General features: G+C 34.1%; 18 protein-coding genes. 7 read left to right on the top strand and 11 right to left on the bottom strand.

Annotated features, from left to right (window positions below):
- Positions 1-80 precede the first annotated feature (80 nt).
- The 6 genes from B5X64_RS02100 to B5X64_RS02075 all read right to left on the bottom strand — a co-directional run bounded on the left by B5X64_RS02100 (position 81) and on the right by B5X64_RS02075 (position 11,101).
- Positions 81-2,699, bottom strand: a complete 2,619-nt coding sequence (locus tag B5X64_RS02100) for a TonB-dependent receptor (protein ID WP_079463670.1) — start codon at positions 2,697-2,699, stop codon at positions 81-83.
- Between the two features lie 212 nt (positions 2,700-2,911).
- Positions 2,912-3,772 (bottom strand): carboxylating nicotinate-nucleotide diphosphorylase, encoded by an 861-nt coding sequence (gene nadC, locus B5X64_RS02095; RefSeq protein WP_079463669.1) that lies wholly within the window; start codon positions 3,770-3,772, stop codon positions 2,912-2,914.
- A gap of 20 nt (positions 3,773-3,792) precedes the next feature.
- Positions 3,793-5,370: an L-aspartate oxidase gene (nadB, locus tag B5X64_RS02090; protein WP_079463668.1), complete on the bottom strand. Its 1,578-nt coding sequence runs from the start codon at positions 5,368-5,370 to the stop codon at positions 3,793-3,795.
- Positions 5,371-5,400: 30 nt separating this feature from the next.
- Positions 5,401-6,030 carry an NAD(P)H-dependent oxidoreductase gene (locus tag B5X64_RS02085; protein ID WP_079463667.1) on the bottom strand — a complete coding sequence of 210 codons (630 nt, stop codon included), beginning with the start codon at positions 6,028-6,030 and terminating at the stop codon, positions 5,401-5,403.
- A 133-nt stretch (positions 6,031-6,163) separates the two neighbouring features.
- Positions 6,164-8,341 (bottom strand): DUF5689 domain-containing protein, encoded by a 2,178-nt coding sequence (locus B5X64_RS02080; protein WP_079463666.1) that lies wholly within the window; start codon positions 8,339-8,341, stop codon positions 6,164-6,166.
- 12 nt (positions 8,342-8,353) lie between these two features.
- The gene (locus tag B5X64_RS02075) at positions 8,354-11,101 is read right to left on the bottom strand and encodes a carboxypeptidase-like regulatory domain-containing protein (RefSeq protein WP_079463665.1); all 2,748 of its coding nucleotides are present in this window, start codon (positions 11,099-11,101) and stop codon (positions 8,354-8,356) included.
- Between the two features lie 238 nt (positions 11,102-11,339).
- On the opposite strand from B5X64_RS02075, the gene B5X64_RS02070 reads away from it, so the two are divergent.
- The gene (locus B5X64_RS02070) at positions 11,340-12,539 is read left to right on the top strand and encodes an endonuclease/exonuclease/phosphatase family protein (protein WP_079463950.1); all 1,200 of its coding nucleotides are present in this window, start codon (positions 11,340-11,342) and stop codon (positions 12,537-12,539) included.
- A 48-nt stretch (positions 12,540-12,587) separates the two neighbouring features.
- Positions 12,588-13,007 carry a DUF6146 family protein gene (locus tag B5X64_RS02065; protein WP_079463664.1) on the top strand — a complete coding sequence of 140 codons (420 nt, stop codon included), beginning with the start codon at positions 12,588-12,590 and terminating at the stop codon, positions 13,005-13,007.
- A gap of 51 nt (positions 13,008-13,058) precedes the next feature.
- Here B5X64_RS02065 and B5X64_RS02060 read toward each other — a convergent pair whose 3' ends face one another.
- Positions 13,059-13,655, bottom strand: coding sequence for a superoxide dismutase (locus tag B5X64_RS02060; protein WP_079463663.1), 597 nt, complete (start codon positions 13,653-13,655; stop codon positions 13,059-13,061).
- A gap of 149 nt (positions 13,656-13,804) precedes the next feature.
- Here B5X64_RS02060 and B5X64_RS02055 point away from each other — a divergent pair, with 149 nt between their 5' ends.
- The gene (locus tag B5X64_RS02055) at positions 13,805-14,398 is read left to right on the top strand and encodes a hypothetical protein (RefSeq protein ID WP_079463662.1); all 594 of its coding nucleotides are present in this window, start codon (positions 13,805-13,807) and stop codon (positions 14,396-14,398) included.
- A gap of 55 nt (positions 14,399-14,453) precedes the next feature.
- On the opposite strand, the gene rho is transcribed toward B5X64_RS02055, so the two are convergent.
- Positions 14,454-16,349, bottom strand: a complete 1,896-nt coding sequence (gene rho / locus B5X64_RS02050; protein WP_079463661.1) for a transcription termination factor Rho — start codon at positions 16,347-16,349, stop codon at positions 14,454-14,456.
- A 144-nt stretch (positions 16,350-16,493) separates the two neighbouring features.
- On the opposite strand from rho, the gene B5X64_RS02045 reads away from it, so the two are divergent.
- From B5X64_RS02045 to B5X64_RS02030, 4 genes are all read left to right on the top strand, one after another.
- A complete protein-coding gene (locus B5X64_RS02045; protein WP_079463660.1) occupies positions 16,494-16,883 on the top strand; it encodes a DUF4293 domain-containing protein in 390 nt (129 codons plus the stop codon).
- A 432-nt stretch (positions 16,884-17,315) separates the two neighbouring features.
- A complete protein-coding gene (locus B5X64_RS02040; protein WP_079463659.1) occupies positions 17,316-18,239 on the top strand; it encodes a M28 family peptidase in 924 nt (307 codons plus the stop codon).
- A gap of 50 nt (positions 18,240-18,289) precedes the next feature.
- Positions 18,290-20,128 carry an ABC transporter ATP-binding protein gene (locus tag B5X64_RS02035; RefSeq protein ID WP_079463658.1) on the top strand — a complete coding sequence of 613 codons (1,839 nt, stop codon included), beginning with the start codon at positions 18,290-18,292 and terminating at the stop codon, positions 20,126-20,128.
- 22 nt (positions 20,129-20,150) lie between these two features.
- The gene (locus B5X64_RS02030) at positions 20,151-20,498 is read left to right on the top strand and encodes a DUF1801 domain-containing protein (protein ID WP_079463657.1); all 348 of its coding nucleotides are present in this window, start codon (positions 20,151-20,153) and stop codon (positions 20,496-20,498) included.
- A gap of 49 nt (positions 20,499-20,547) precedes the next feature.
- On the opposite strand, the gene B5X64_RS02025 is transcribed toward B5X64_RS02030, so the two are convergent.
- From B5X64_RS02025 to B5X64_RS02015, 3 genes are all read right to left on the bottom strand, one after another.
- Positions 20,548-21,876, bottom strand: coding sequence for a peptide-N-glycosidase F-related protein (locus B5X64_RS02025; protein ID WP_079463656.1), 1,329 nt, complete (start codon positions 21,874-21,876; stop codon positions 20,548-20,550).
- A 321-nt stretch (positions 21,877-22,197) separates the two neighbouring features.
- Entirely contained in the window at positions 22,198-22,851 is a 654-nt protein-coding gene (locus B5X64_RS02020) for a phosphatidylserine decarboxylase family protein (RefSeq protein ID WP_079463655.1), read from the bottom strand.
- 63 nt (positions 22,852-22,914) lie between these two features.
- A complete protein-coding gene (locus tag B5X64_RS02015) occupies positions 22,915-23,787 on the bottom strand; it encodes a phosphatidate cytidylyltransferase (protein WP_079463654.1) in 873 nt (290 codons plus the stop codon).

Here is a 23,787-nt window from a genome sequence, read left to right as displayed (position 1 = left end):
TTTTCTATTTTTAAAGTATACAAATATAAAAAAATCCCAGCGATAAAGCTGGGATTTGATATGTAATAAAACTGAATTTATTAGAAGTTGAAAGATAAATTGGCAGCCCAAGTTCTTCCGAATCCGAAGAATACTCTGTTTGAAGTATCAATTCCATTGTAGAAATTCGCTGGATTGTTGATGTAAGTATTATATAATGCCTGTGCTTGTGCATCGGTATTTGTAGGAGTTTTGAAGTCTCCAACATTTTTTACAAAATTATTTGTTGCTCCGTCTTGAATGTAAGTAGTATCAAGCAAGTTGTAAACATTAACTCCAACAGTAAAATACTGATTAGCATCTTTCAATCTTATTTTATATGATACACCAATATCAGTTAGATTATAATCTGGTAATTTTAATACTCCTCTGTCTTGATTAGCTATGTTTGAGAAAGTAGCAATGTCAATAGAAGAATAAAGCTTACCTACAAATCTCCAGCCTGCATAGATGCTTAAGTCTTTTACCGGCTTAACAGTAGCTCCTAATGATGCCGTCATTTGTGGAATACTATTACTGCTTGTTCCTCCTACTTTTACTTTATCAAGATAAAGCGTAGTTGTATTTGAATTTCCAGCTACAGTTAAAGGATTGTTGTTTCCATCAAATGTTGTTCCTGTTGCATTTCCTTCATAAAAGTAATCTCCCCAAGAGAACATACCGTTAAGTTCTAAAAACTTATTGACTTTGTAAGTTGCATCAAATTCAACTCCTTGGTGAATTTCTGTAATACCATTCATCTCAGCGTAAGCATCTGTTACATCAGGAACCTGAATAGTTCTTCTTAAAGCTCTGTCTTTCCACTGAGTTCTGTAAACATTAACATTTGCACTGAAGTTTGCAGATCTGAATCCATATCCAACTTCAGCAGAGAAAATTTTCTCATTAGTTAACTGAGGGTTAACAACTTGCTGGTTACTTGGATATACTGTGTTCATGAATGGCTGCTTACTGTAGTAACCAATATTTGCAAAAACATTATGATTTTCATTGATATTATAGTTAGCACCTCCTTTAATGTTGTATCCAAAAATGTTTTTGAAACCTGTTTTTCTGTTTACAGTTTGGTTTCTTTGTACGGTAATACCATCTTGAACAAACTCATCAATTCTTTGGTATCCTTGATTAGAAACTGATCCTTGTAAAAATGCAGATAGTTTATCTTTGGTATATTCTACTTGACCAAATCCACTATACCATATTACTTCACCGTCATTACTAAATCCAACTCTTTCATTTAAAGGAACTTGACTTCCTCCAAAAGGATTCCATGATAATTTTTTATAGTCAGAAGTTTGTGAAACAACGTTTGGAGCTATATTTTTGTTGTTAGAATCTTTGTATCCTTGAGCACCATATAAATCAGAAACAACTTGATAGTGATATCCGTAATAATACCTGTCATCAGTACCTACTGAGAAATTCCAATTATCATTAATCTTATGTTGGAAATTTGCTAAAATACCATACCAGTTATGAGAATTGATACTAGCTCTTCTTATTAATGTTGATCCGGCAGCTGCTGTATTTGGATTTACTGCAGCATTCTCAGCAAAAACTTTGTCATAATTGTAAAGTCCTTGCGCATCTCTAAAATATGGTTGCCCATTAACTAAAGTTGTAAGTCCTCTACCATTTACTCTTCCAAGATCAGCAGTTCCACCACCTCTACCATTGGACATGTATGCAACTGTACTTAATTTTGATTTTTCATCAATATTAAAATCCCAGTTAAGCATTATAACTGGCTTATTATAATAATTTGATCTGTTAGAAAGCGCAACTTTTTTTCCTTCAGCATTTGTATAATATCCCCAGTCTGAATTATAGGTTCTATCAGGAGTTCCATCGTTATCCGGATTATATCTGATATAATCTCCAATAGAAGGAGCATATGATCTTTGGTCATGCCATTGTGGAGCTCCAGTAATTGTAAATTGGAAATTGTGTTTTTTATTTGCTTCCCAACCTAATGCAAAATAGTATGCGTAAGATTCATAATCTGTATTTTGAACATATGTTGCTCCAGATTGTCTACTCATTAAGAATGAAGAAGACCATCCTTTATCAGATTTTCCTGTATTGTAAGCAAATGATGTTTTTAAATAGTCGTTGTTACCAACACCTAATCTTACGATACCGCCTCTTTTCATATCGGCTGACTTCGTGATGAAGTTCATTGTACCTCCAACAGAAGCAATAGCTAATTTAGAAGAACCAAGCCCTCTCTGTACCTGCATGAAACTTGTAACGTCAGATAATCCAGTCCAGTTTGAGAAATAAACAGTACCACCTTCCATATCATTTACAGGCATACCATTTACCATTACTGCAATATTTCTAGATTCGAAACCACGCATAACAATCTGAGAGTCTCCGAAACCACCACCACCTTTTGTAGCATATACAGATGGCGTTGTGTTCAGCAATTCAACAAGTTCTTGGTTTCCTTGTCTTTCAAGAATTTGTGCAGCTTTAATTGTAGAAACTGCTACTGGAGTTTTTCTATCTTTAGCAATATCAGTAACTCCTCTTAGAATTACCTCCTCAATATCTTTAGACTTGGTTTTTACCGTGTCTTGAGTTTCTTGAGCGTAATAAACACTAGCTGTAGAAAGTGTGATTAACACAGTTAGCATCGATTTGTTGATTAATTTCATAATCGTAAGTAATAGTTAGATTTAAATTTTATGCAAAATTCGACAAATAAAATTTAACTATTATTAACTTAATGTTAATTTTTAACTATTCTTAACAAAGCTTAATTCACTGATTTTCAGAACAAAATATAAAAATTGAATTTTAAGGTGAAAAAAATCATATTATTTAATTTTTAACAAAATACCGTTGTTTTTATTAAAAATACAATGTTTTACATAATAGCTTTTAAACTTAAATCTATATTTTCTGCTGAATGAGTAAGCGCTCCTACAGAAATAAAAGTAACTCCTGTGGTAGCAATTTCTTTCAGTTGATCTCTTGTAATTCCTCCGGAAGCTTCACTTTCACATGAGCCATTAATCAGCTTAACTGCTTTTTTCATTGTAGTAACATCCATGTTATCGAGCATAATTCTATCGACTTTTGCATCGATCGCTTCCTGTACTTCTTCAAGATTTCTGGTCTCTACTTCGATCTTCAGTTTTTTCTTAGACTTTTTCACATAATCTTTGGCCATTTTCACGGCATTGGTAATACTCCCATTATAATCAATATGGTTGTCTTTTAACATAATCATATCATACAAACCATATCTGTGATTGGTTCCACCACCGATGGCAACTGCCCATTTTTCGCAAACTCTGAAATTAGGCGTAGTTTTTCTTGTGTCTAAAAGTTTTGTTTTTGTACCGATCAATCTAGTATCCCAATCATGAGTTAATGTAGCGATACCGCTCATTCTCTGCATACAATTAAGAACCAATCTTTCAGTTGAAAGAATTGATCTTGCGCTTCCGGTGACAATAAATGCGATGTCGCCAGTTTTTGCAACCTCTCCGTCTTTAATATAAATTTCTACTTTTAAATTTTTATCAAAAGTTTTGAATATAATCTCAGCCAGCTCAACACCTGCCAAAATACAGTTTTCTTTTACCAAAAGTTTCGCACTTTGCTCAAGATCTTTAGGAATTGTAGACAAAGTAGAATGATCCCCATCCTGAATATCTTCTTCTAAAGCATTTTTTATGAACTGCTTTAAAACTTTATCTGTAGCGTAGCTTGGTCTATTCATGATTCTTATTTAATAATCAATTATGCTTGAACTAAATCTTTATTGTAAAATGCACCTTTATTTTGAGTCATTTCCATTGATTGGGTGATAATCAGATGTGCAACTGTTGTCAAGTTTCTCAATTCTGAAAGTTGGGGCGAGAGAATAGAGTAATGATAAATTTCGTCAACTGCAGCAGCAATTTCTGCATGTTTCTGCAATGCCATTTTTAGTCTGCTGTTGCTTCTTACAATTCCTACCAAATTGCTCATCATTTCCTGAAGCTGTTTTCTGAGGTAAGAAACAATCACCATTTCGTCAATAATTTTCATTCCTTCTTCATTCCATTCCGGAACAGCTTTTAAATCATCAAAATTAAAATTATTTTCTTTTAACAATTCTACCGTTTTCATCGCTGCGTTGTGACCAAAAACCAAGCCTTCCAATAAAGAGTTTGAAGCTAATCTGTTTGCTCCATGAAGTCCGGAATTGGTACATTCTCCGACAGCAAATAAATTATTGATGGAAGATTGTCCGTCTTTATCGACGTCAATTCCCCCCATCAAATAATGGCAAGCCGGAACTACAGGAATCAGTTGTATAAAAGGATCGATTCCTTCACTTTTACATTTTTTATAAATATTGGGGAAATGTTCTAAAAACCTTTCTTGATTCATCTCACGGCAATCAAGACCTACATATTCGTCACCTGTGATTTTCATTTCTGCGTCGATAGCTCTTGCAACAATGTCTCTGGAAGCTAATTCTTCTCTCTCGTCATATTTTTGCATAAACTTCTCCCCTCTTTTGGTTCTCAATTTTGCTCCATCACCACGAACTGCCTCAGAAATTAAAAATAACATTCCATCGATTTTGCTATACAAAGCAGTCGGATGAAACTGATAATATTGCATATTGGTCACTTTTCCTTTTGCTCTGGCTACAAATGCAATTCCGTCTCCGGTTGCGATGGTAGGGTTTGTTGTGTTTTTATAAACATGACCAGCTCCACCTGTAGCAACCAATGTAATCTTGGAAGTGATTTTTTTTATAGATTTTGATTTTTCATCTAAAATATAGGCACCGTAACAATTAATTTCACCTTCATTTAATTCTTTTCCGGGAACATGGTGCTGTGTAATGATATCGATTACGTAATGATGATCAAGAATTTCTATATTCGGGCTATTTTTAACCGTTTGAAGCAAAGCTCTTTCAATCTCAAAACCGGTAATATCTTTGTGGTGTACAATTCTGTTTTCAGTATGACCGCCTTCTCTTCCTAAAGCAAATTCGCCATTTTTTTTATCAAAATTGGCGCCCCACTCTACAATTTCATTAAATCTTGCGGGAGCTTCTTTTACCACCATTTCTACAACATCGCGTTTGTTCTCGCCATCTCCGGCTCTCATGGTATCTTCGATGTGCTTCTCGAAATTATCATTTTTAGAATCGGTAACCACCGCCAAACCACCCTGAGCATATTTGGTATTGCTCTCGTCTTCGTCTGATTTTGTTACAATGATTATTTTGGCATCGGGGAATTGTTCTGAAACTTTTATGGCATAAGATAATCCGGAAATTCCGGAACCAATCACTAATACATCCGCTTTTATCATATTCTTGCTTTAAGACAATCGTCTAAATAATTAAATAAATTTAAACAATTTTTCGTTTGGTTTTCTCACTTTTTTCATGTGTTGGAACTGATCTTCTTCTGATCTGTAGCCCAAAGCCAAAGTAACCGTTACTTTTTCTTTTTCAGAATCTATATCCAAAATATCTTCAATGATATCTTGTCTGAAACCTTCCATCGGACAGGTATCAATATTTTCAATCGCTGCAGCATACATTAAATTAGCTAAAACGATATAAGATTGTTTTTCTGCCCAGTTTAAAATATCATCATGTTCTTGTCTTCCAAAATGACCTGTAATGCTATTTCTGAATAAATCTAAACTTTCTACAGCCTGATGACGCACTTCTGAGATGTGTCTGAAATATCCATCAAGATATGTCTCTTCAATATTTTTTTTAGAAACTAAAATAACAAGATGCGAACATGTAGAAATCTGTGAAGGATTGTAGAAAGCTGGTATCAACTTCTCCTTCATTTCTAGACTTTCCACTACAAATATTTTATAAGGCTGAAGTCCCAAAGAACTTGCCGCTAGTTTTCCAGACTCAAGAATATTGAGAAGAATGTCTTGCGGAATAATCATTTCGGGATTGAATTTTTTCACAGAATATCTTCTGCTTAAAGCTTCCAAATAATTCATAACAACAAATTTAAGAATTGATGCCGAATAAAGCCTGTTTTAAATAGAATATCTATTTGTAAATTTTCTAAATAAAAAAGAACCTGCCTCAATGAAGAGACAGGTTCTTTATAAATCTAAATGAATCAGTGAATTACTGACCTTTAATTTTGAAGTCATCAATTTCCCACGTGGCCGCCGCGGAAGCTGTTGAAGTATATTTAAATGCAATTCTTACATTTTTCCCTAAGAATGCTGACAGATCTACATTTCCTGAACTTACCCAGTCACCAAATCCAGTATTATTCGTATCTAATAATGCTGGTAAAGCTACCCAAGTAGTTGTTCCGGGATCTCCTGTATAATTTTCTGTAGCGTAAACCTGAAGAGCAGGTCCAGAATAATTTACGTCAGATGTAAAACTTACTGCTGCTTTGGTTTTTCCCACTAAACTTACTGCTTTAGAAATTAGCCAGTCTTCGTTAACATTATTTCCAGAAGCAAAACCATTCATTATCGCATAATAATTGGTTCCGTTACCTTGGTTTGAAGTTTTCCAAAACTGATTAGGTCCGGTCACATTTACTACAGCCCAATCTGTACTGAATCCTCCTGCTGCAAAATCATCTTTGTACAATACCGGAAGTGGTGTATAAATAGAACCATCGCATCTTGGGTTATCTAAATCGATGTCACTCAATCTTGTTATCCAAAGCTGATACGTACCATTGAAAATACTTGCTATTGCATATACATCACCTTTACCACCTTCAATTTCTGTAGCACTTGCTTTTCTAGGATCTGTATTGGTTCCGAAATCAGCCTGACCACTGGTTCTAAGAAGAATTTTGTTTCCATTACAATCTTGCAAAGTTCTGTTGGTTTGAGAAGTCCCACTTGCATATGTTTTTCCTAAATCTCCATCGATGAACTGTAAATCTTTAATCTTAATCCATCTGCCTACATCTGCTGTTGTAAGAGATGTAATTGTTCTTTCGGTTGCAACAACCGGACGAGTAACAGTATTAGTATCGAAGAAACTTTTGTACATATTCGCTTCTTCTACTTGCCCAAACTGCGTACCACTTGAATTTGTAAATAAACCTCCTATTTGAATTTCTCCATTTACATTTTTAAGATACAATCCTTTTAGTTTAATATAAACATCTTTACCCAATCTAAAACGTTGGTCTAAAAACAAGTCTAGTTTGTTCATATTAACTCTGATCCCTCCTGTTGCATCTTCTACATAAACATATTTATATAAATTATTGGTTGCATCGTTTGCTACCACTTGAGCTTTAATATAGAAATCACCTGTGATCTCAGTCCAATTTGCCGCTGTGTTTAATTGTTTTACTTCTGCAATTGTTTTTACAGTTAATCCATTCGCACTGAATTGACAAGGATTAGACGTTAATCCATCTAAACGCGCAAAATGCTCATCTATACCATCACCATCTTTATCACCTTCCATATCCAAATCTGCAACTCTGTTGATGTACATTTGGTAAGTAGCCGTAGAGGTTGGTGAAGATTGAAATTTACTGAAGATTCCTACAAACTTTCCTTTTCCTGCCGGTACAATTTGGTTCGCAAATGAAGCAAAACCACTATTTCTTACCACTGCTGTTTTAAGATATTTTTTATTTACACTATCCCAACCTTCACCAATAGTTTTATCTACCGTTACACCATTAGGTGCAAATTGAGTACATAGTGCTCTTGCGTCAAATTCTACATTATTGATTTGTATCAAACATCCGATAAAATCATCATTTAGAGTAACCATCTCAGAAATAGCCATCACCTTCGGAATAATATTTTCTCTAATCTCACAATCTCTGAAAATACGGTTTTTGATTTCTTTTTCAGGAACTCTAGTTCCCGCAGGAGTAATCATTCCTAATTGCTTCACCCCACCATAAGTAGTCATTGCTAAATCTTTTACCTGAATATAAACTTTTGATCCTTGTGGAAATTTAGTATATAAACTTACTGCATCCAAGCTAACTGTTAAACCATCTGTAGGATTTACTGGAGCATCTTGTACATAAAGAGTTTTATAGATGTTTCCTGTTTCGTCCGAAGAAGAAACATAGGCTTCAACATAGGCATTCTCTGCAATTGCTACGTTTTGAGGCTTTAGCTTCAAGTCATGTAATGTCCACTTTGTAAAACCATTTTTAGGGTCAGTATAATAACTTGCTGTTTTACACTCATATCCTGTAAGATCGGGATCACCATATTTATCATCATGTACACAGCCTGTAATAAACAAAGCTGTAACCATCACTAAAATATATTTTAAAACTGAATTATATTTTTTCATTGTCTTTTTATTTTAGAATCTTAAATAAACATTTGTAAAGAATGTTGTCCCTCTGTCATACCAAAGTTTTGGCCCAAAATATGGTGTTTGCCTCTGAGCGTCTACCAAAGCTTCATTAAAGTTGACATTTCTTCCTTGCTCGAAGCCTCCGGTAACATAATTTCTGTTATTAAGAATATTATTAACTGATAAACTTATTCCCATTCTATATTTACCTAAAAGAAATGACTTTCCTGCATTGGCATTCAACATAAACTGATTATCGAATTTTTTCTGAGCGGTAATTTGCTGAAGAAGCTCAGGAGTTACGTTAGCATAAGGATCGTTATCTAAAATATTAGTATACATATATGGCGTTTTATTTAACGCTGAGAAATCTAAATACTGATCCATTAAATAATTAGCAGATGCACCCACCCACCAATATTTAGGTGAATTATACTTTAATCCTAAAGAGAATGCTTTTTGAGGAGTTCCTGCAACTTTAAAATCTTTAATATTTGCTTTCCCCCAAGTGGTATCTGAACTTCTAAAACCATTAAGATCATCAAAAGTAGAAACCTCAGGATTATTGGTATATTTATATTCACCAATACTTGCAGCACCAATAGCATTTAAGGTAGGAGTAATCTTTAAATCAAAACCAAGTTCTGCTCCCACATATCTTTTATCTACTCCACTCATCGCTTCATTCACTAATGTACTGAAAGAATTCCCTAAAGTACCGTCATTTACATCAGCATAATATCTTGAAATCTCTGTAGAATTACTAATCGTAGTATAATAACCTGTTAACCTAAGTTTTAAAACCTGCCCTCTCATAATGTAGCTTAAATCATTAGAGTTGATAATTTGGTTTTTAACTCCCGGTGTAAGATAGTCTACAGCTCTAGGATTGATATAAATTTCGTTTAAAGTTGGAGCTAAACTAAAGAATGCGCCATTATAAACGATAAAGTTTTTACCGTTGATTTTGTAAGTCACTTTAGCTTTAAGCCCGGCATCTAAAGCATCATAAACACTACTTTTCCCTTTAGAATTATCTTTAAACCTTAAAAGCCCACTTCTATAATCACCATCTCTCTGAGATTCGGAGTACGACGTAAAGATAGATGCTACAACATTAAATTTATTAAAATCTACTTCTGATGAAATGTTTAATGAATAATGATCTCTCAAAAGTTCATAAGAGTACTGCGTTCTGTCTCCTACTCTTACTTTTACATTCTCATCATCAGCATTGTATTTTGCATCATTATTAAATGCATTTAAATTCAGGGCATAATCTGCTCCTAATAAATCTTTAATTCTTCTAAAATTATCTGATCTTAAATTCTGATAATTAAAATTGATATTCAATTTCCAGTTTTCCTTTAATCTTGTATCAAAGTGAGACGCAAAATTGAATGTCTTATCTCTGTTTACATCCTCTACAATAGTATAGACAGCCTCTCTTTTAGAACCATCCATATTTTTCTTATTAAGATAATTTGCCTGATAAAGACTATTCCAATCGATTTGTGACTGCGCTTTAAATTCATCCGCAGTGTAATTACCAAAGCTCGGTAATTTTCTGTAGTAAGTAGGATTCGGATCTGGTGCATGGAACCAGTCTAACCTACTTCTAGCATCGCTTCCGATTTGGTAAGAAACCGTATTGATCCAGTTTGAATTTTTACCTATTTTCAAATAATCAGTAAGCATAAACATCGGTTCGAATACTTTTCTGATTCTAGAGTTTCTCTTTTCACCATCTTGCCATCCCCAATATGAGTTGTAATCTTTACCCATGATGTCATAAACCTCCTGAGTGTTTGGCGAGTTTGAAGCTCTGTAAGTAGGAGATCCAAAACCAGTGAAGTTAATAGAATGTCTTTCGCTGAATTTTTTCTCAACTGATGCGAAATAAGCATAAGCATCCTGGTACACTCCATCGATAATTGCATTATCACCCCATCTTCTGCTTCCAGAAACTGTAAATGCCCAACCATTCTTAGTCATTCCTGAAGAATAAGTTGCCATTGCTCTGTGCAAATAACTTCTGTTCGTAAATGAATAAGCTAAAGATGTTTGTTTTCTGTAAGAAGAAGCTCTAGTATTGTAATAAGCAACACCTCCCAAGTTACCAAAAGCATATTCTGAAGGTGTAATATTATCCACATTTTCATAAGGATATCTTGTTACATCATTCAAACCACCCCAGTTATTGAAGTCGATTCTTCCGTCATCATTTTTAGACATCGAAACACCATTGAACATCACATCTTCAAAACGGTTATCTACCCCTCTTGGTCTAAACCAATAAGCACCTAGTTCAAAAGCAGAAACATTTTGAAATGCATCTCTACCTGAGCTCAAAAGCCCAACTGTAGGCTGCATTGAAGAACCTCCATCTTCAGTATCCGTTGCAGAATCATCAATCACAACAACTCCGGCATCTGTTCCCAAACTATTGTTTAGTACAATAACACCTAAGTCTTTTCTTTTCTCATCAGCAGTTACATCAAACTCTAAAATTTTAGATTCAAAATTTGGTTTCGTAACGGTAATAAGATAATGTCCCGGCTTTAAATCTACAAACTGGAAGTAACCGATTTTGTCTGCAGTTACGTCATCAACAGATTGTTCAAGATCAACCTCTGCTCTCTCTACTGGCTTACCATCCTGACCTTTAACGTACGCATAAACAGTAGTTTGCGCATAATAATAAGATGCAGGTAATAGTGTAAACAAAGAGATTAGGGATAGTTTTTTAATCATAATAAACTTATTTTTTTCACCTTCTTTATTTAAGGGGCAACAAATTTAGGATTATTTTCATAAACAAAAACATTTTTACTACTTCATTCTATTAATTATTCTTAACACTCAATAATACTCTCAATAAAAAGTCCTTATTATGATTTAATTCAAAAATACTTCTTAAGATTAATTTAATCTCTAAATGATTTTAAAAGTTGTAATTTTAGCCCCTCAAATTTTTGAATTTAAAAAAAACATGAAAAAATATCTTATCATTTTTACGGTATTGTGTTTTAATTTTGGTTTTTCTCAGCAAAAACAAGTTAAAAGAGCAGCCGTAGCTTTCCTGAATGTAGAAAATCTTTGGGATACCATCGCATCTGCAGACTATATTGACGGAACGCTTCCTTTTTCTAATCCTAAATTTCATAGAAGTGTGCCTATCGATTCTCTAAAGTTTTTGGAAACCACTGAAGACTATAAAGGAGAATGGAGCAATGAGCTTTTAGTAGGAAAAAAAGTAATTCGTCATCAAATTTTAGCTACTGACTTCACGGTAAACAGCCCAAAAAGATGGGGGACGAAATACTACAACCAAAAATTAGCGAACGAAGCAAAGGTAATTTCTGAGCTTGGAAGACAGTACACCAACGATAATCCTGCAATTTGTGGTTTAATTGAGGTAGAAAACAGACAGGTAATTGAAGACCTTATTAAGCAACCGGTTTTAGCCAAAAGTAATTATGGAATTGTACACTACAATTCTTATGATGCAAGAGGAATTGACATTGCAATCATTTACCAGAAAAACAGATTTGTAGTTCAAAATTCTTACACTAAAGAAATAAAAGTCTACAACGAAGATGGAAGAAGACAATATACAAGAGATGTTTTGGTAGCAATCGGACTTTTAGATGGTGAAAAAATTGCGGTTTTCATGAATCACTGGCCTTCAAGAAGTGGTGGTGAAGCAGCTTCACAACCACGAAGAAATGCAGCTGCTGCCGTTTTGAAAGCAGAAATGGATAAACTATCTGCAGATTATCCGGGAATCAAGTTAATTTCAATGGGAGACTACAACGATGATCCGGTAAGCCCAAGTTTGAAAAAACATTTAGGTGCAGTTGAAAATCCTCAAGACTTATCTGATAAAACTCCTTATTATAATTTAATGTACAAATTATATAAAGCAGGAGTTGCTTCTTTGGCTTACAGAGATGCTCCTAACTTATTCGATCAGATTATTATTTCTCAGAATTTATATTCAAAAGAAAAATTGACTCCTGGTTACAGTGTTTTTAAAGCTGAAATCTATGCTCCGTCTTATTTAGTAAATAAAGAAGGGCAATGGAAAGGTTATCCGCTTCGTTCTTGGGATGGCGACCGATTCACCGGTGGTTACAGCGACCACTTCCCTGCTGTATCGGTTCTTCAGAAAGAATACATCAAAAAATAAAATAAAGGCACTCTATTTGGAGTGCTTTTTTTATGTAAATTACTCATTATGAAAAATTTAATTATCATATTACTTATAGTTCTTATTCCATTACATTCATTTGCCCAGAATAATCCTAAAAACGAAAAGGAAGATTCTGCAATGAAACCATCAAAAAATGAGGATGGAGAATGGGATTTAATTGTAATCGACACCCAATTTGATTATTTTATGAATGCCATTGCAAGACCTATGAATCAATATACTGAAGCTAATTTGAAAAGCAGAAATGCAATTTTGGTCAACGAATGGAATTCTTATTTCATGTCTGGAAAGTACCGTAATATAATAGAATCTTCCATCGACTACGACCCAAGAGAAAAATATGGGATCAAGTTTGAGTATAAACTATATCAAGTTTTTGCCTATGTTAATTGGAAATACAAACTGAGAATGAATGGACTTGGAGCAAGTGACACATTCAGGTAACAAAAAAGGTTCAGAAAATTCTGAACCTTTTTTATTTGAAGTAATAGAAGATTATTTGTTGAATAATTCTTCTACTTTATCCCAGTTTACAACATCGAAGAACGCAGATACATAATCAGGTCTTCTGTTTTGGTAGTTTAAGTAATAAGCGTGTTCCCAAACATCCAATCCTAAAACTGGAGTTCCTTTTGCATCAGCAACCGGCATTAATGGGTTGTCTTGGTTTGGAGTAGAAGTTACAGAAACAGATCCGTCTTCATTTTTTACCAACCAAGCCCATCCTGAACCAAATCTTGTTTTAGCAGCTTCAGAAAAATCATTTTTGAATTTTTCAAGACCACCATAATTTTCGATAGCAGCTTTTACGCTTCCTACAGGCTCTTTACTTCCTCCTGGAGTTAAAATTTCCCAGAAAAGAGAGTGATTGAAGTGACCACCACCGTTATTTCTTACCGCTGGTTTTTCAACAGCTGTTCTGCAGATTTCTTCGATTGTTAATCCTTCAAGATCAGTTCCTTCGATTGCTTTATTTAAGTTATCAACATATGCTTGGTGATGTTTTGAATGGTGGATTTCCATTGTTTTTGCATCAATTGTTGGCTCTAAAGCTTCGTAAGCATATCCTAATTTTGGTAATTCAAATGACATAAGTTTATTTTTAATGTTATGATTCAAAGTTAGCCAATATTCAAGCCAATATCAAAGATTGTATATTATTTTAATAAATCTTTAACATTGATAATAACAAAAAGATAGCTAAATGTTGATAAAACCATTATTTTTTTAAATTTGTCGTTATGAAGAAAATTTATACAATCTCCACATTATTTTTATTATTGATAAGCTGTAACAATGACGGTATTTCTAAAGATGAATATGCTCTACTTAATGAATCTGTCAATGAAATTCTAAAACCATACGGAATGACTCATCTTTCACAAGATGAAATGAATGAAATTGCCGCTAATAACGGAATTGATTTAAACCAAACAATGAGTGAGAAAGATGCAAAAATAATTGAAGATGCCATTGCAATGAGAAGAAAATTTGAATTTGCAATTTCCGACAGTATCGAAAGTTCTTCTGCGAGCAGCAATGTGTATCGTTCTCTTTTAGAATTAGACAGCATTGTTCCGGCAAAAGAAAACTTAAAGGCAACGACTTTAGATTTAACCAAAATAAGATTTCCTGAAAATTATGAAAAGGTAGAAAAGCCAAGCGAAAATAGTGAATTTCTTGGCAAAATTACTTTAAGCCGACCCATCATCGATAAATCGGGTGAGAAGGCAATTATCTATTATCAGAAATGTAAGAACATTACAGGCAACGATTGTATACCAAGATTTATCCGCTTTCGAAAAATTCATAACGAATGGGTTAAAAGAAGTTAATAAAAAAAGCAGTCAAAAATTTGACTGCTTTTATATTTTTAAAGTAAATACTTTATTATCTGTTCATCGACATCAAGAACTCTTCATTATTTAAAGTTCCTCTGATGTTTTTGCTGACAAATTCCATTGCTTCGATAGGATTCATTTCTGAAAGATACTTTCTGAAAATCCACATTCTTTGTGAAGTTACCTCGTCAAGCAACAAATCATCTCTTCTTGTACTTGAAGAAATCAAATCGATGGCCGGATAAATTCTTCTGTTGGCAATTTTTCTGTCTAATTGAAGCTCCATGTTTCCGGTACCTTTGAATTCTTCAAAAATAACTTCATCCATTTTAGAACCTGTATCAATTAAAGCGGTTGCAACTATGGTTAGCGACCCTCCGTTTTCAATTTTTCTTGCAGCTCCGAAGAATCTTTTTGGCTTATGAAGTGCATTTGCATCTACACCACCAGAAAGTACTTTTCCAGAAGCAGGAGTTACAGTATTATAAGCTCTTGCCAACCTTGTAATTGAATCTAAAAGAATCACCACATCATGACCGCACTCTACCATTCTCTGAGCTTTCGCTAAAACTAAGTTAGCCACTTTTACGTGTTTATCTGCAGCTTCATCAAATGTAGAAGCAATTACTTCTGCATTCACACTTCTTTCCATATCGGTAACTTCTTCAGGACGTTCGTCTATTAAAAGTACCATCATATAAACTTCGGGGTGGTTGGCTGCGATAGAATTAGCAATATCTTTCAACAACATCGTTTTACCGGTTTTCGGCTGAGCAACAATCATTGCTCTCTGTCCTTTTCCGATTGGTGCAAATAAATCTACGATTCTTGTTGACATCGTAGAATTATCTCCAGATAGGTTAAATTTCTCTTCAGGGAATAACGGTGTAAGATATTCAAAAGCAACACGGTCTTTAATATATGCTAAATCGCGACCGTTTACTTCAGTTGGCTTTAGTAATGAGAAATATTTTTCGCCTTCTTTCGGAAGTCTTACAATTCCTCTTACGGTATCTCCGGTTTTTAAACCAAAATTTCTGATTTGTGCTGTCGAAACATACACGTCATCCGGTGAAGAAATATAAGAAAAGTCTGATGAACGTAAAAATCCGTAGTTATCTGGTAAAATCTCTAAAACTCCTTCAATACTAACCATTCCATCGAAGCTGAACTCTTTTTTCTGTTCGTGCTGCTCCTCGTGTCTCTCAGGTCTTTCGGCATGTTGCTGTCTGTTCTGATTAGGATTTTGGTTTTGATTAGGGTTGTTTTGATTAGAATTCTGATTTTGGTTATTGTTCTGATTTCTATTATGAGGATTTCCACTGTTTTGCTGTGGATGGTTTTGACCTTTTTGATTTTGTTGTGACTGACCTTGTTGTGGTCTTTTAGGTCTCTCCTCTTTTGCCTGTGCAGGTGCACTTGGCTGAGAATCTATATTTAAAGGAAGTTCTATCGTTCCCTGCGCTTCAATTTCACTATTCGATGCAGGAGGAGGCGTAACTCTTTTTCTTTTTTGTCTGTTGTTGGAAGAACTAGGTTTTTCTTCTGGTGTATTTTTCGGAGCTTCAGCTTTTACCTCTTCTGCTGGTACTTCTTCAGCTTTGGTCGCTTCCGGTATTTCAATAACTTCCGGTGTTTTTGCAGGCGGAGTTTCTTTTGGCTCCGTTGCTATTTCCACTTTAGGTTTTACAGCTTTTTTGGGAGCAGCTTTTTTAGGAGCTGGTTTTACCACCTTTTCCACTGGCTGTTCCTCTGTAACAGCAGTTGGTGTTTCTGTGGTATTGAAGTAATCTTTTGTAACTTTAGGGTTGGAAGCCTGAAAATCTAGAATAGCAAAAATTTTATCATTTTCATTGCTGGTTCTTGCAACCTTAACGCCCAAATCTTTTAAGATTTTAGTCAATTCCGTTACAGATTTTGACCTTAACGTTTCTATGTTAAACATATTTATGTAAAAATGTAATTAGTTGTGAGTAAGAAAAGTAAGTCGGGTGACTTTTGTTTTCAAGTACATTGTATGTTGCAAATCTACACTTATTTTTGAATTGTGCAAAATTTATGTTATTTTTGCTTCTGAATTTAAAATTCTATGTTACAGAGGATACAGACTATTTGGATTTTGCTCTCGGTTTTAGCCGCAGCTTTCCTATATATTACAGGACAGGATGTAGATGTTTTCGGAAAAACTCCGATTGTAAGCGTTGCATCAATTGTTTTAGTTTTACTAGGAGCATTGAGTTTATTCAGTTTTAAAAACAGAAAAAGACAAATCTTGCTGAATACTATCAGCATTATTATAAACGCTTTGTTGATTGGTGTATTGGTGTACTGGATGCAAAACTTATCCGGAGGAATAGATTTTCCTGAGAAGGGTATTGAGCCAGTTTTCCCATTGATTGCGGTAATTTGTTTGTTTTTGGCAAACCTATTTATCAAAAAAGATGAGAGGCTCGTAAAATCTGTAGACAGACTTCGATAACCGTACAACGATTTTTTGAGTGAGAACAGCTTCCTTTTTGGGAGCTGTTTTTTTATTTCCCACAGATTGCACAGATTTTTGAAAATAAAATGACATTAAACAATTTAATCCTTTATGGGTAAAAGAAATAGAACCAGCTAATAATCAACCACAACTACTTTCTTTGTATTATTTATTTAAAATGAAGTGCCTTTGTTTATTTTAAGAAATATTTCTTTTTCAAAAAGACTTTGTTTAGCATTGCGATAAGTAAACGCAAAGCAAGACTAAGAAAATCAATTCATATTATGAAAATAAGATAAACAATGGAGTTTCAATTATTTCCGAAATACAAAAATACACAACAGATTATTTAGATATTTTTAATCACTTTGCAACATTTCATCTAAAATTGCGACAGATTCGATTATAATTAAACTAATCAATTTAGATATGAAAAAACTAACCTATATTTTCCTTTCACTTTTTTCTGCTTCGGCTTTTGCACAAGATGTTTCGGAAGAGAGAGTAAAAACCATTATTTCAACGCTTGCTTCAGACGAAATGAAAGGTCGTGAAATCGGAACGCCCGAAAACGATAAAGCAGCAGAATACATCGCTCAGCTTTTTAAAGAAAATAATTTAGAATATTGTACCGGAAAATCTTATCTCGTTCCATTTGATTATAAAGGAAAAACAGCTTACAATGTATGTGGAATTAAAAAAGGAAAATCTGAGAAGCTTTTAGGATTCTCTGGACATTTTGATCATATCGGAGTAAGCAATAAATCAGGTGACAATATTTACAACGGTGCAGATGACGACGCAAGCGGAATTACAACTTTAGTAGGTATTGCCGATTATTTTAAAAATAAAAAACCTGACTTCTCAATGGTTTTCATGGCATTTAATGGGGAAGAAAAAGGAATGCTAGGTTCGATTGCTATTTCTGAGGATAAAAATTTAGATCCTATTTACAATAACCTTTCAGCATTATTTAATTTTGAAATGGTGGCAACAGAAGCAGAATTTGGTAAAAACACAGTATTTATTACCGGTGACGAGTTTTCTGACCTTGACGAATTGTTTAATAAAAATGCTGTGAATGGTTTAAAAATCTACCCAGACCCGTATGCTAAACAACAATTGTTTTACAGATCAGACAATGTAAGTTTTGTGAAAAAGAAAATAATTGCACACTCTATTTCTACTGCAGATATGAGTAAAATCACCCATTATCATCAGTCAAATGACGATATAAGCATCGTAAATTCTGAAAATATGACGCAGATTATCAATAACTTTGCAAAAACTTTGGAGAAATTGAGCCCTAAAAATTTCAACCCAAAATATAATGATAAAGTAAAATTCGATTAAAGACGTCTTATCATTATATTTTAATTAATTTTGCTATCCAATTTTATTTAATGAACGAATATAAAAAAATACTAAAATTCGCACGACCGCATCAGAAATATATTTACGGGAGTTTATTCTTCAACCTTCTCTATTCTTTATTTCAGATTGCTTCTTTAGGAACAATATTGCCCGTTCTGGGAATGCTTTTTGGAACTATTAAACGTCAAAAATTTACAGCTGCTCCTGTATATTCGGGAGACCTCGTCGATTTATTTACTTATCTTAAGTCATACTCTAATTATTACATTCAGACTTTAGTTGATGCTTATGGTACGTTAAATGTTTTAGCTTGGCTTTGTGTTATCACGGCGTTTATGTTTTTACTGAGAAATATTTTCAGATATTTAGGCTCTTACCTTTTGATTAATTACCGTGTTGGGGTTACCAAAGACCTTCGTGGAGAAATGTACCGCAAGGTTTTGGCTTTGCCTGTTTCATTTTTTACAGAAAGTAGAAAAGGCGACATGATGTCTCGTATGTCAAATGACGTTGGTGAAGTTGAAGGAAACATTTTAGGAAGCTTAGTGGATTTAATCAATGCTCCATTTATGCTAATCAGTACCTTAATCAGTCTTTTTTGGCTGAGTTCGGAACTTACCCTTTTCTCGCTTTTGGTTTTACCGGTAATGGGAACCATGATTGCTCTCATCGGAAAAAGTCTTAAAAAAGATTCTCACGAAGCTCAAAACGAAATGGGTACCATCTTCTCTATCGTTGATGAAACTCTAAAATCATCAAAAGTGATTAAGATTTTCAGCGCTGAAAAAATTATGGACAACCGATTCATGGGTTCTATGCAAAAATGGATCAACAGCTCGATAAGATTGGGTAGAAAAAAAGAATTAGCTTCCCCTATAAGCGAATTTCTAGGATCCGTGACTTTCTTAATCATCGCCTGGTATGGTGGAAAACAAATTATTGTAGATCACAGTATTGCTCCGGAAGACTTTTTGGTGTTTTTAGGAATGTTCTTCCAGATTTTACCTCCTGTAAAAAGTTTATCAGCTTCTATTTCTAATGTTCAAAAAGGAGAAGCTTCTTTACACAGAGTTTTAGAAATTCTTGAAGCTGATGTAAAAATTGAAGAAGTTGCAGAACCGGTTTCTATTTCTACTCTTGATAAACAAATAGAATTTAAAAATATCGGTTTCTATTATGATAAATCTAATTTAATTCTAAAGAATTTTAATCTTATCATTCCGAAAGGAAAGACTGTTGCCTTGGTTGGTCAAAGTGGAAGCGGAAAAACTACAATTGCCAATCTTTTAGCACGTTTTTATGATGTTTCTGAAGGACAGATCTTAATTGACAACACCGATATCAAGCATTTAAAAATCAGTGAGTACAGAAAACTTTTAGGAATGGTAACCCAAGAATCTGTATTGTTTAACGACACCGTTTACAACAATATTTTGATGGGTAAACCTGAAGCAACAAGAGATGAAGTAATCGCTGCCGCAAAAATTGCCAACGCAGATTCATTTATTTCTCAGCTTCCAAATGGTTATGATACGAATATCGGAGACGATGGAGGAAAACTTTCTGGCGGACAGAAGCAAAGAGTTTCTATCGCAAGAGCGGTTCTTAAAAACCCACCGATTATGATTTTGGATGAAGCAACTTCTGCTTTAGATACAGAATCTGAAAAATTTGTACAAGATGCCCTTGAGAAAATGATGGAAAACAGAACGTCGCTTGTGATTGCGCACCGACTTTCTACCATCCAAAAAGCAGACTGGATTGTTGTGATGGAAAAAGGCGAAATTGTAGAACAAGGAAGCCACCATGAGCTTATTGCTAAACAAGGAACTTACCACAAATTGGTTGAACTTCAGAATTTTGACTAAACTATTTTAAATCTAATTTAAAATGAATCCTATACAAGAGTACTTCTACAGAATCGATGAGCCTGAAAGAAGTACTCTTTTGTTTTTAAGAAAAAAGATTTTAGAATCTGACATCGAAAACATTACAGAAACTCTGAGTTTCGGCTTACCATTTTTTAAGTTTAAAAAGAAAATGCTCTGCTATCTTTATTACAGCCAAAAGCATAAAAAACACTACATCAGCTTTTATCATGGTGACCGATTAGACTACCCAGAGCTCATCAGCGAAGGCAGAAAGAAGTTTAAAATCCTTTTAATTGATGAAAATGAGGATTTGCCTGTGGATTTTATTTTAAGCTTAATTAAAGAAGTAAAAGGCTACATACAATAGAAAAGAGAAACCAATTGGCTTCTCTTTTCTGTTGATATGAATGTTTAAACTACTTTTTAATTACTTTATGCTTAAACTGAGCTCCACCTTCCAACGTAATATCTAACAAATAATTTCCGGATGGGTAAGCTGTAAAATCGATTTTAGAATCTTTTACTTCATTCAATCTTCTTCCGTCAAGCGAATAAATAATTACATTTCTTACTTTTTTATCAGACTTAATATTCACAAAATCCGCAGTAGGGTTTGGGTAAACTGAAACATCAACCGTTGATACATCTTTCACAGACAAAAACTGATTAGAACTTTGCATATACATAGAAAGTACAATTCTTCCGTCTTGTCCGTTAAAAACCGCTGCCGGAACTTCATATTTTATAGTATGACTTCCTGCAGAAAGCGATGCTGCGGTAAAACTTCTGATAGGTACTGAATCTCCGGGGCACCAATTGTTCCAAGATGACCACCAAGTTGTACTTTGTGCGTTTGTTCCATAAATACCATTTCCCTGCGTGTTATACATTCGGTAGGGTTCACAAGATTTCCCACCCGGTGTAAAGGTCAGTACCTGAGAATTATCTAAAGAAACAAAGTTCTGCCTTCTAATATACTCCTCTCCTCCCGAACCAGCTCCATGTGGTGTAGTAACAATGAAAAATTTGGCATTATCTGTACTTTGGTTAAGGGAAAAATTCACCAATCTTACCGTTTGACCAGGTTGATCTGTATTGTTATAATTATTTAATTCATTGGAATCTAATAACGGTAGTAAATTATTGTAAGAAGTCGTTATTGCAGGATCATTAGAAGTAACAAAATCAAGCGTTCCGGCAAAGACATCATTTCTTCCCGAGCAACCTGCGACTTGGGTATTTGCTGCATAAGGAACTCCAAAAACATCAAGCTCTACATACATATCATAGATATTTCTTAAATCAGTATTGCTAAAAACCGAATAAAGATTATCAACATTATACGTATAAGGAACAGAAGTCGGAGAAATATTTTTATTCATAAACGGTGTGATGTATCTTCCGATTTCAATTCTTTTCACATTCGTATCACTTAAAGCATAGGTCGTTTGATTTTTCGGAACTAAAGCCAGATGCACCCCTCCAATTCTGTCATAATTATCACATAAAGCTCCAATGGTAACATTCATTGTAATTTTATTCTGAAAAGAATTCAGCTCTGCATCCGTTAATTTTTTAGCATATCTATAATTAGCAAGTCGGATTGTATTCGCCGGAACCGGATTAGAAACGTTGGCAGCATAACCATCATAAAAAACGATCTGTGAAAATACATTGATGTTTGTTTGGGCCTGCATTTTAAAAAGTCCCGTGAAGACCAATAAAGGAAGTAGAATTTTTTTCATTTAAAAATTTAGATTTTTGATTTCACGCCAAAAATACCAATTAAAACAATACCAATATCACTTAAAGCATGTAATGAGTATCAATACATCATTATTTCATTAAAAATGATTATGATTTAATAAAAATAAAACCAAAATAATAGCAGTTTACTATCTCATTTAAATCCAAATTCCCAAATATTTGATTTATCAATTTTTTTAATATGCCCATTTTCGTACAACAATCTAAGCACAGGTTATATCCAACTTCTAAAAACTCATTATACAAAACAAAAAAGACTGCTTCTCGCGAAACAGTCTTCATATATTTTTATTTAAATATTAATCTCTCATTTTAGCAATCACATCGATTCCACCTTTTGTAATATCCCCTATTTTACAGATAATCTCGGTATCGAGCGGCAAGAAAACATCCATTCTTGAACCGAATTTAATGAAACCAAACTCATGACCAGCTTTTGCTGCATCACCTTCATTACAGTAGAAAACAATTCTTCTCGCCACATATCCTGCAATCTGTCTGAAAACCACTTTATGATTGGTTAAACTTTGTACCGCAATAGTCGTTCTTTCGTTTTCTGTAGACGATTTTTCGTGCCATGCAACCAAGTATTTCCCTGGATGATATTTCTTATAAATTACATCTCCAGAAACCGGATATCTACAAATATGAACATTTAACGGAGACATAAAGATAGAAACCTGAATTGCTTTTCCTTTGATAAACTCACCCTCTTCTACTTCTTTAATCATTACTACTTTTCCGTCTACAGGAGCAATTACATTTTCTACGTGATCCAAAATATCACGATTCGGAACTCTGAAGAACCAAAATACCAAACTGTAAATAACCAATAAGGGTACAATAATCAAAAGCGCCCACATCTCTAGAAAATAAATAGATGCCACAGCAATAATTGCGAAAAGTATAGTTGCTACTGTAATAGTTCCTTTCGACTCTTTATGTAATTTCATAATGATACTAATTGTTGTTTGTTATGGTCAACACGCTTTGTGAAGCATAACAATTATATAAGTTTAAATAAATTTTTCTAAAATAAAGTACAAATATACGACAGGAACACAAATTAAAAAACTGTCTAGCCTATCTAATACTCCACCGTGCCCCGGAATGATGCTTCCGCTGTCTTTTACGCCAAAATTTCTTTTCAGTTGACTTTCTACCAAATCTCCCAAAGGTGCAAATGCAGCAATCAGAAAACCTACAACCATCCAGTTTCCACGAAGCTGTGGTTGATATTGTTCTACAAAATAAGACAGTACTAATGTTAAAACAACACCTCCAATGTAGCCTTCCCAGGTTTTTTTTGGTGAAATTTTTGGTGCCATTTTATGTTTTCCAAAGAATTTCCCAACCAGATAGGCAAAGGTGTCACTGCTCCAAATTAAAATAAACAGGAAAATAACTTCAAGCGAAAACGTATTTTCAATTGAAGAATATTTAGGCAAACCTAAAGCAAAAGAAAACGGCAAAGCGACATAGATAACGGTAAAAATAAGCTTTCCGCTGTCGATGTACAGTTCGTTTGAGAATTTAAATAGCGTAATTACTGCAATAAGGGTTAATGAAATTGCTAAGATTTCAGACAGTCTGAAGTCAAAATAAAACCCATGCTGAAAATATCGTTTAGAGAAAACATAGAAGATAAAGAGTACCAACGGAAATACAACCCACTTTTCGTAGCCATCTCCGAATTTCATAATTTTCATGCATTCCCATGTTCCAACCAGCAAAAGAAAGCTAATTAAACCATAGTATAAATATTGCTGCTGAACGAGCCCCGGAGAAACCGAGTCTAAAAGCTGCGTTCCAAAAGGAGTTGCACAAAGAAATATGACGGCTACATAAACAAGCCCTGAAAGCGTTCTCTGAATAAGGTTTTTGTCCAA

Origin of the sequence: Chryseobacterium balustinum (assembly GCF_900168205.1) — a bacterium.
GTDB classification, from domain to species: Bacteria; Bacteroidota; Bacteroidia; order Flavobacteriales; family Weeksellaceae; genus Chryseobacterium; species Chryseobacterium balustinum.
The sequence above is the reverse complement of the archived record's forward strand: the minus strand, read 5'-3'. Positions and strand labels throughout refer to the sequence as shown.

What these genes read in the sequence shown, in the direction of transcription:
- B5X64_RS02100 (WP_079463670.1), bottom strand. Translation starts at nt 2,699, where the DNA reads ATGAAATTAATCAACAAATCGATGCTAACTGTGTTAATCACACTTTCT.
- nadC (WP_079463669.1), bottom strand. Translation starts at nt 3,772, where the DNA reads ATGAATAGACCAAGCTACGCTACAGATAAAGTTTTAAAGCAGTTCATA.
- nadB (WP_079463668.1), bottom strand. Translation starts at nt 5,370, where the DNA reads ATGATAAAAGCGGATGTATTAGTGATTGGTTCCGGAATTTCCGGATTA.
- B5X64_RS02085 (WP_079463667.1), bottom strand. Translation starts at nt 6,030, where the DNA reads ATGAATTATTTGGAAGCTTTAAGCAGAAGATATTCTGTGAAAAAATTC.
- B5X64_RS02080 (WP_079463666.1), bottom strand. Translation starts at nt 8,341, where the DNA reads ATGAAAAAATATAATTCAGTTTTAAAATATATTTTAGTGATGGTTACA.
- B5X64_RS02075 (WP_079463665.1), bottom strand. Translation starts at nt 11,101, where the DNA reads ATGATTAAAAAACTATCCCTAATCTCTTTGTTTACACTATTACCTGCA.
- B5X64_RS02070 (WP_079463950.1), top strand. Translation starts at nt 11,340, where the DNA reads ATGAAAAAATATCTTATCATTTTTACGGTATTGTGTTTTAATTTTGGT.
- B5X64_RS02065 (WP_079463664.1), top strand. Translation starts at nt 12,588, where the DNA reads ATGAAAAATTTAATTATCATATTACTTATAGTTCTTATTCCATTACAT.
- B5X64_RS02060 (WP_079463663.1), bottom strand. Translation starts at nt 13,655, where the DNA reads ATGTCATTTGAATTACCAAAATTAGGATATGCTTACGAAGCTTTAGAG.
- B5X64_RS02055 (WP_079463662.1), top strand. Translation starts at nt 13,805, where the DNA reads ATGAAGAAAATTTATACAATCTCCACATTATTTTTATTATTGATAAGC.
- rho (WP_079463661.1), bottom strand. Translation starts at nt 16,349, where the DNA reads ATGTTTAACATAGAAACGTTAAGGTCAAAATCTGTAACGGAATTGACT.
- B5X64_RS02045 (WP_079463660.1), top strand. Translation starts at nt 16,494, where the DNA reads ATGTTACAGAGGATACAGACTATTTGGATTTTGCTCTCGGTTTTAGCC.
- B5X64_RS02040 (WP_079463659.1), top strand. Translation starts at nt 17,316, where the DNA reads ATGAAAAAACTAACCTATATTTTCCTTTCACTTTTTTCTGCTTCGGCT.
- B5X64_RS02035 (WP_079463658.1), top strand. Translation starts at nt 18,290, where the DNA reads ATGAACGAATATAAAAAAATACTAAAATTCGCACGACCGCATCAGAAA.
- B5X64_RS02030 (WP_079463657.1), top strand. Translation starts at nt 20,151, where the DNA reads ATGAATCCTATACAAGAGTACTTCTACAGAATCGATGAGCCTGAAAGA.
- B5X64_RS02025 (WP_079463656.1), bottom strand. Translation starts at nt 21,876, where the DNA reads ATGAAAAAAATTCTACTTCCTTTATTGGTCTTCACGGGACTTTTTAAA.
- B5X64_RS02020 (WP_079463655.1), bottom strand. Translation starts at nt 22,851, where the DNA reads ATGAAATTACATAAAGAGTCGAAAGGAACTATTACAGTAGCAACTATA.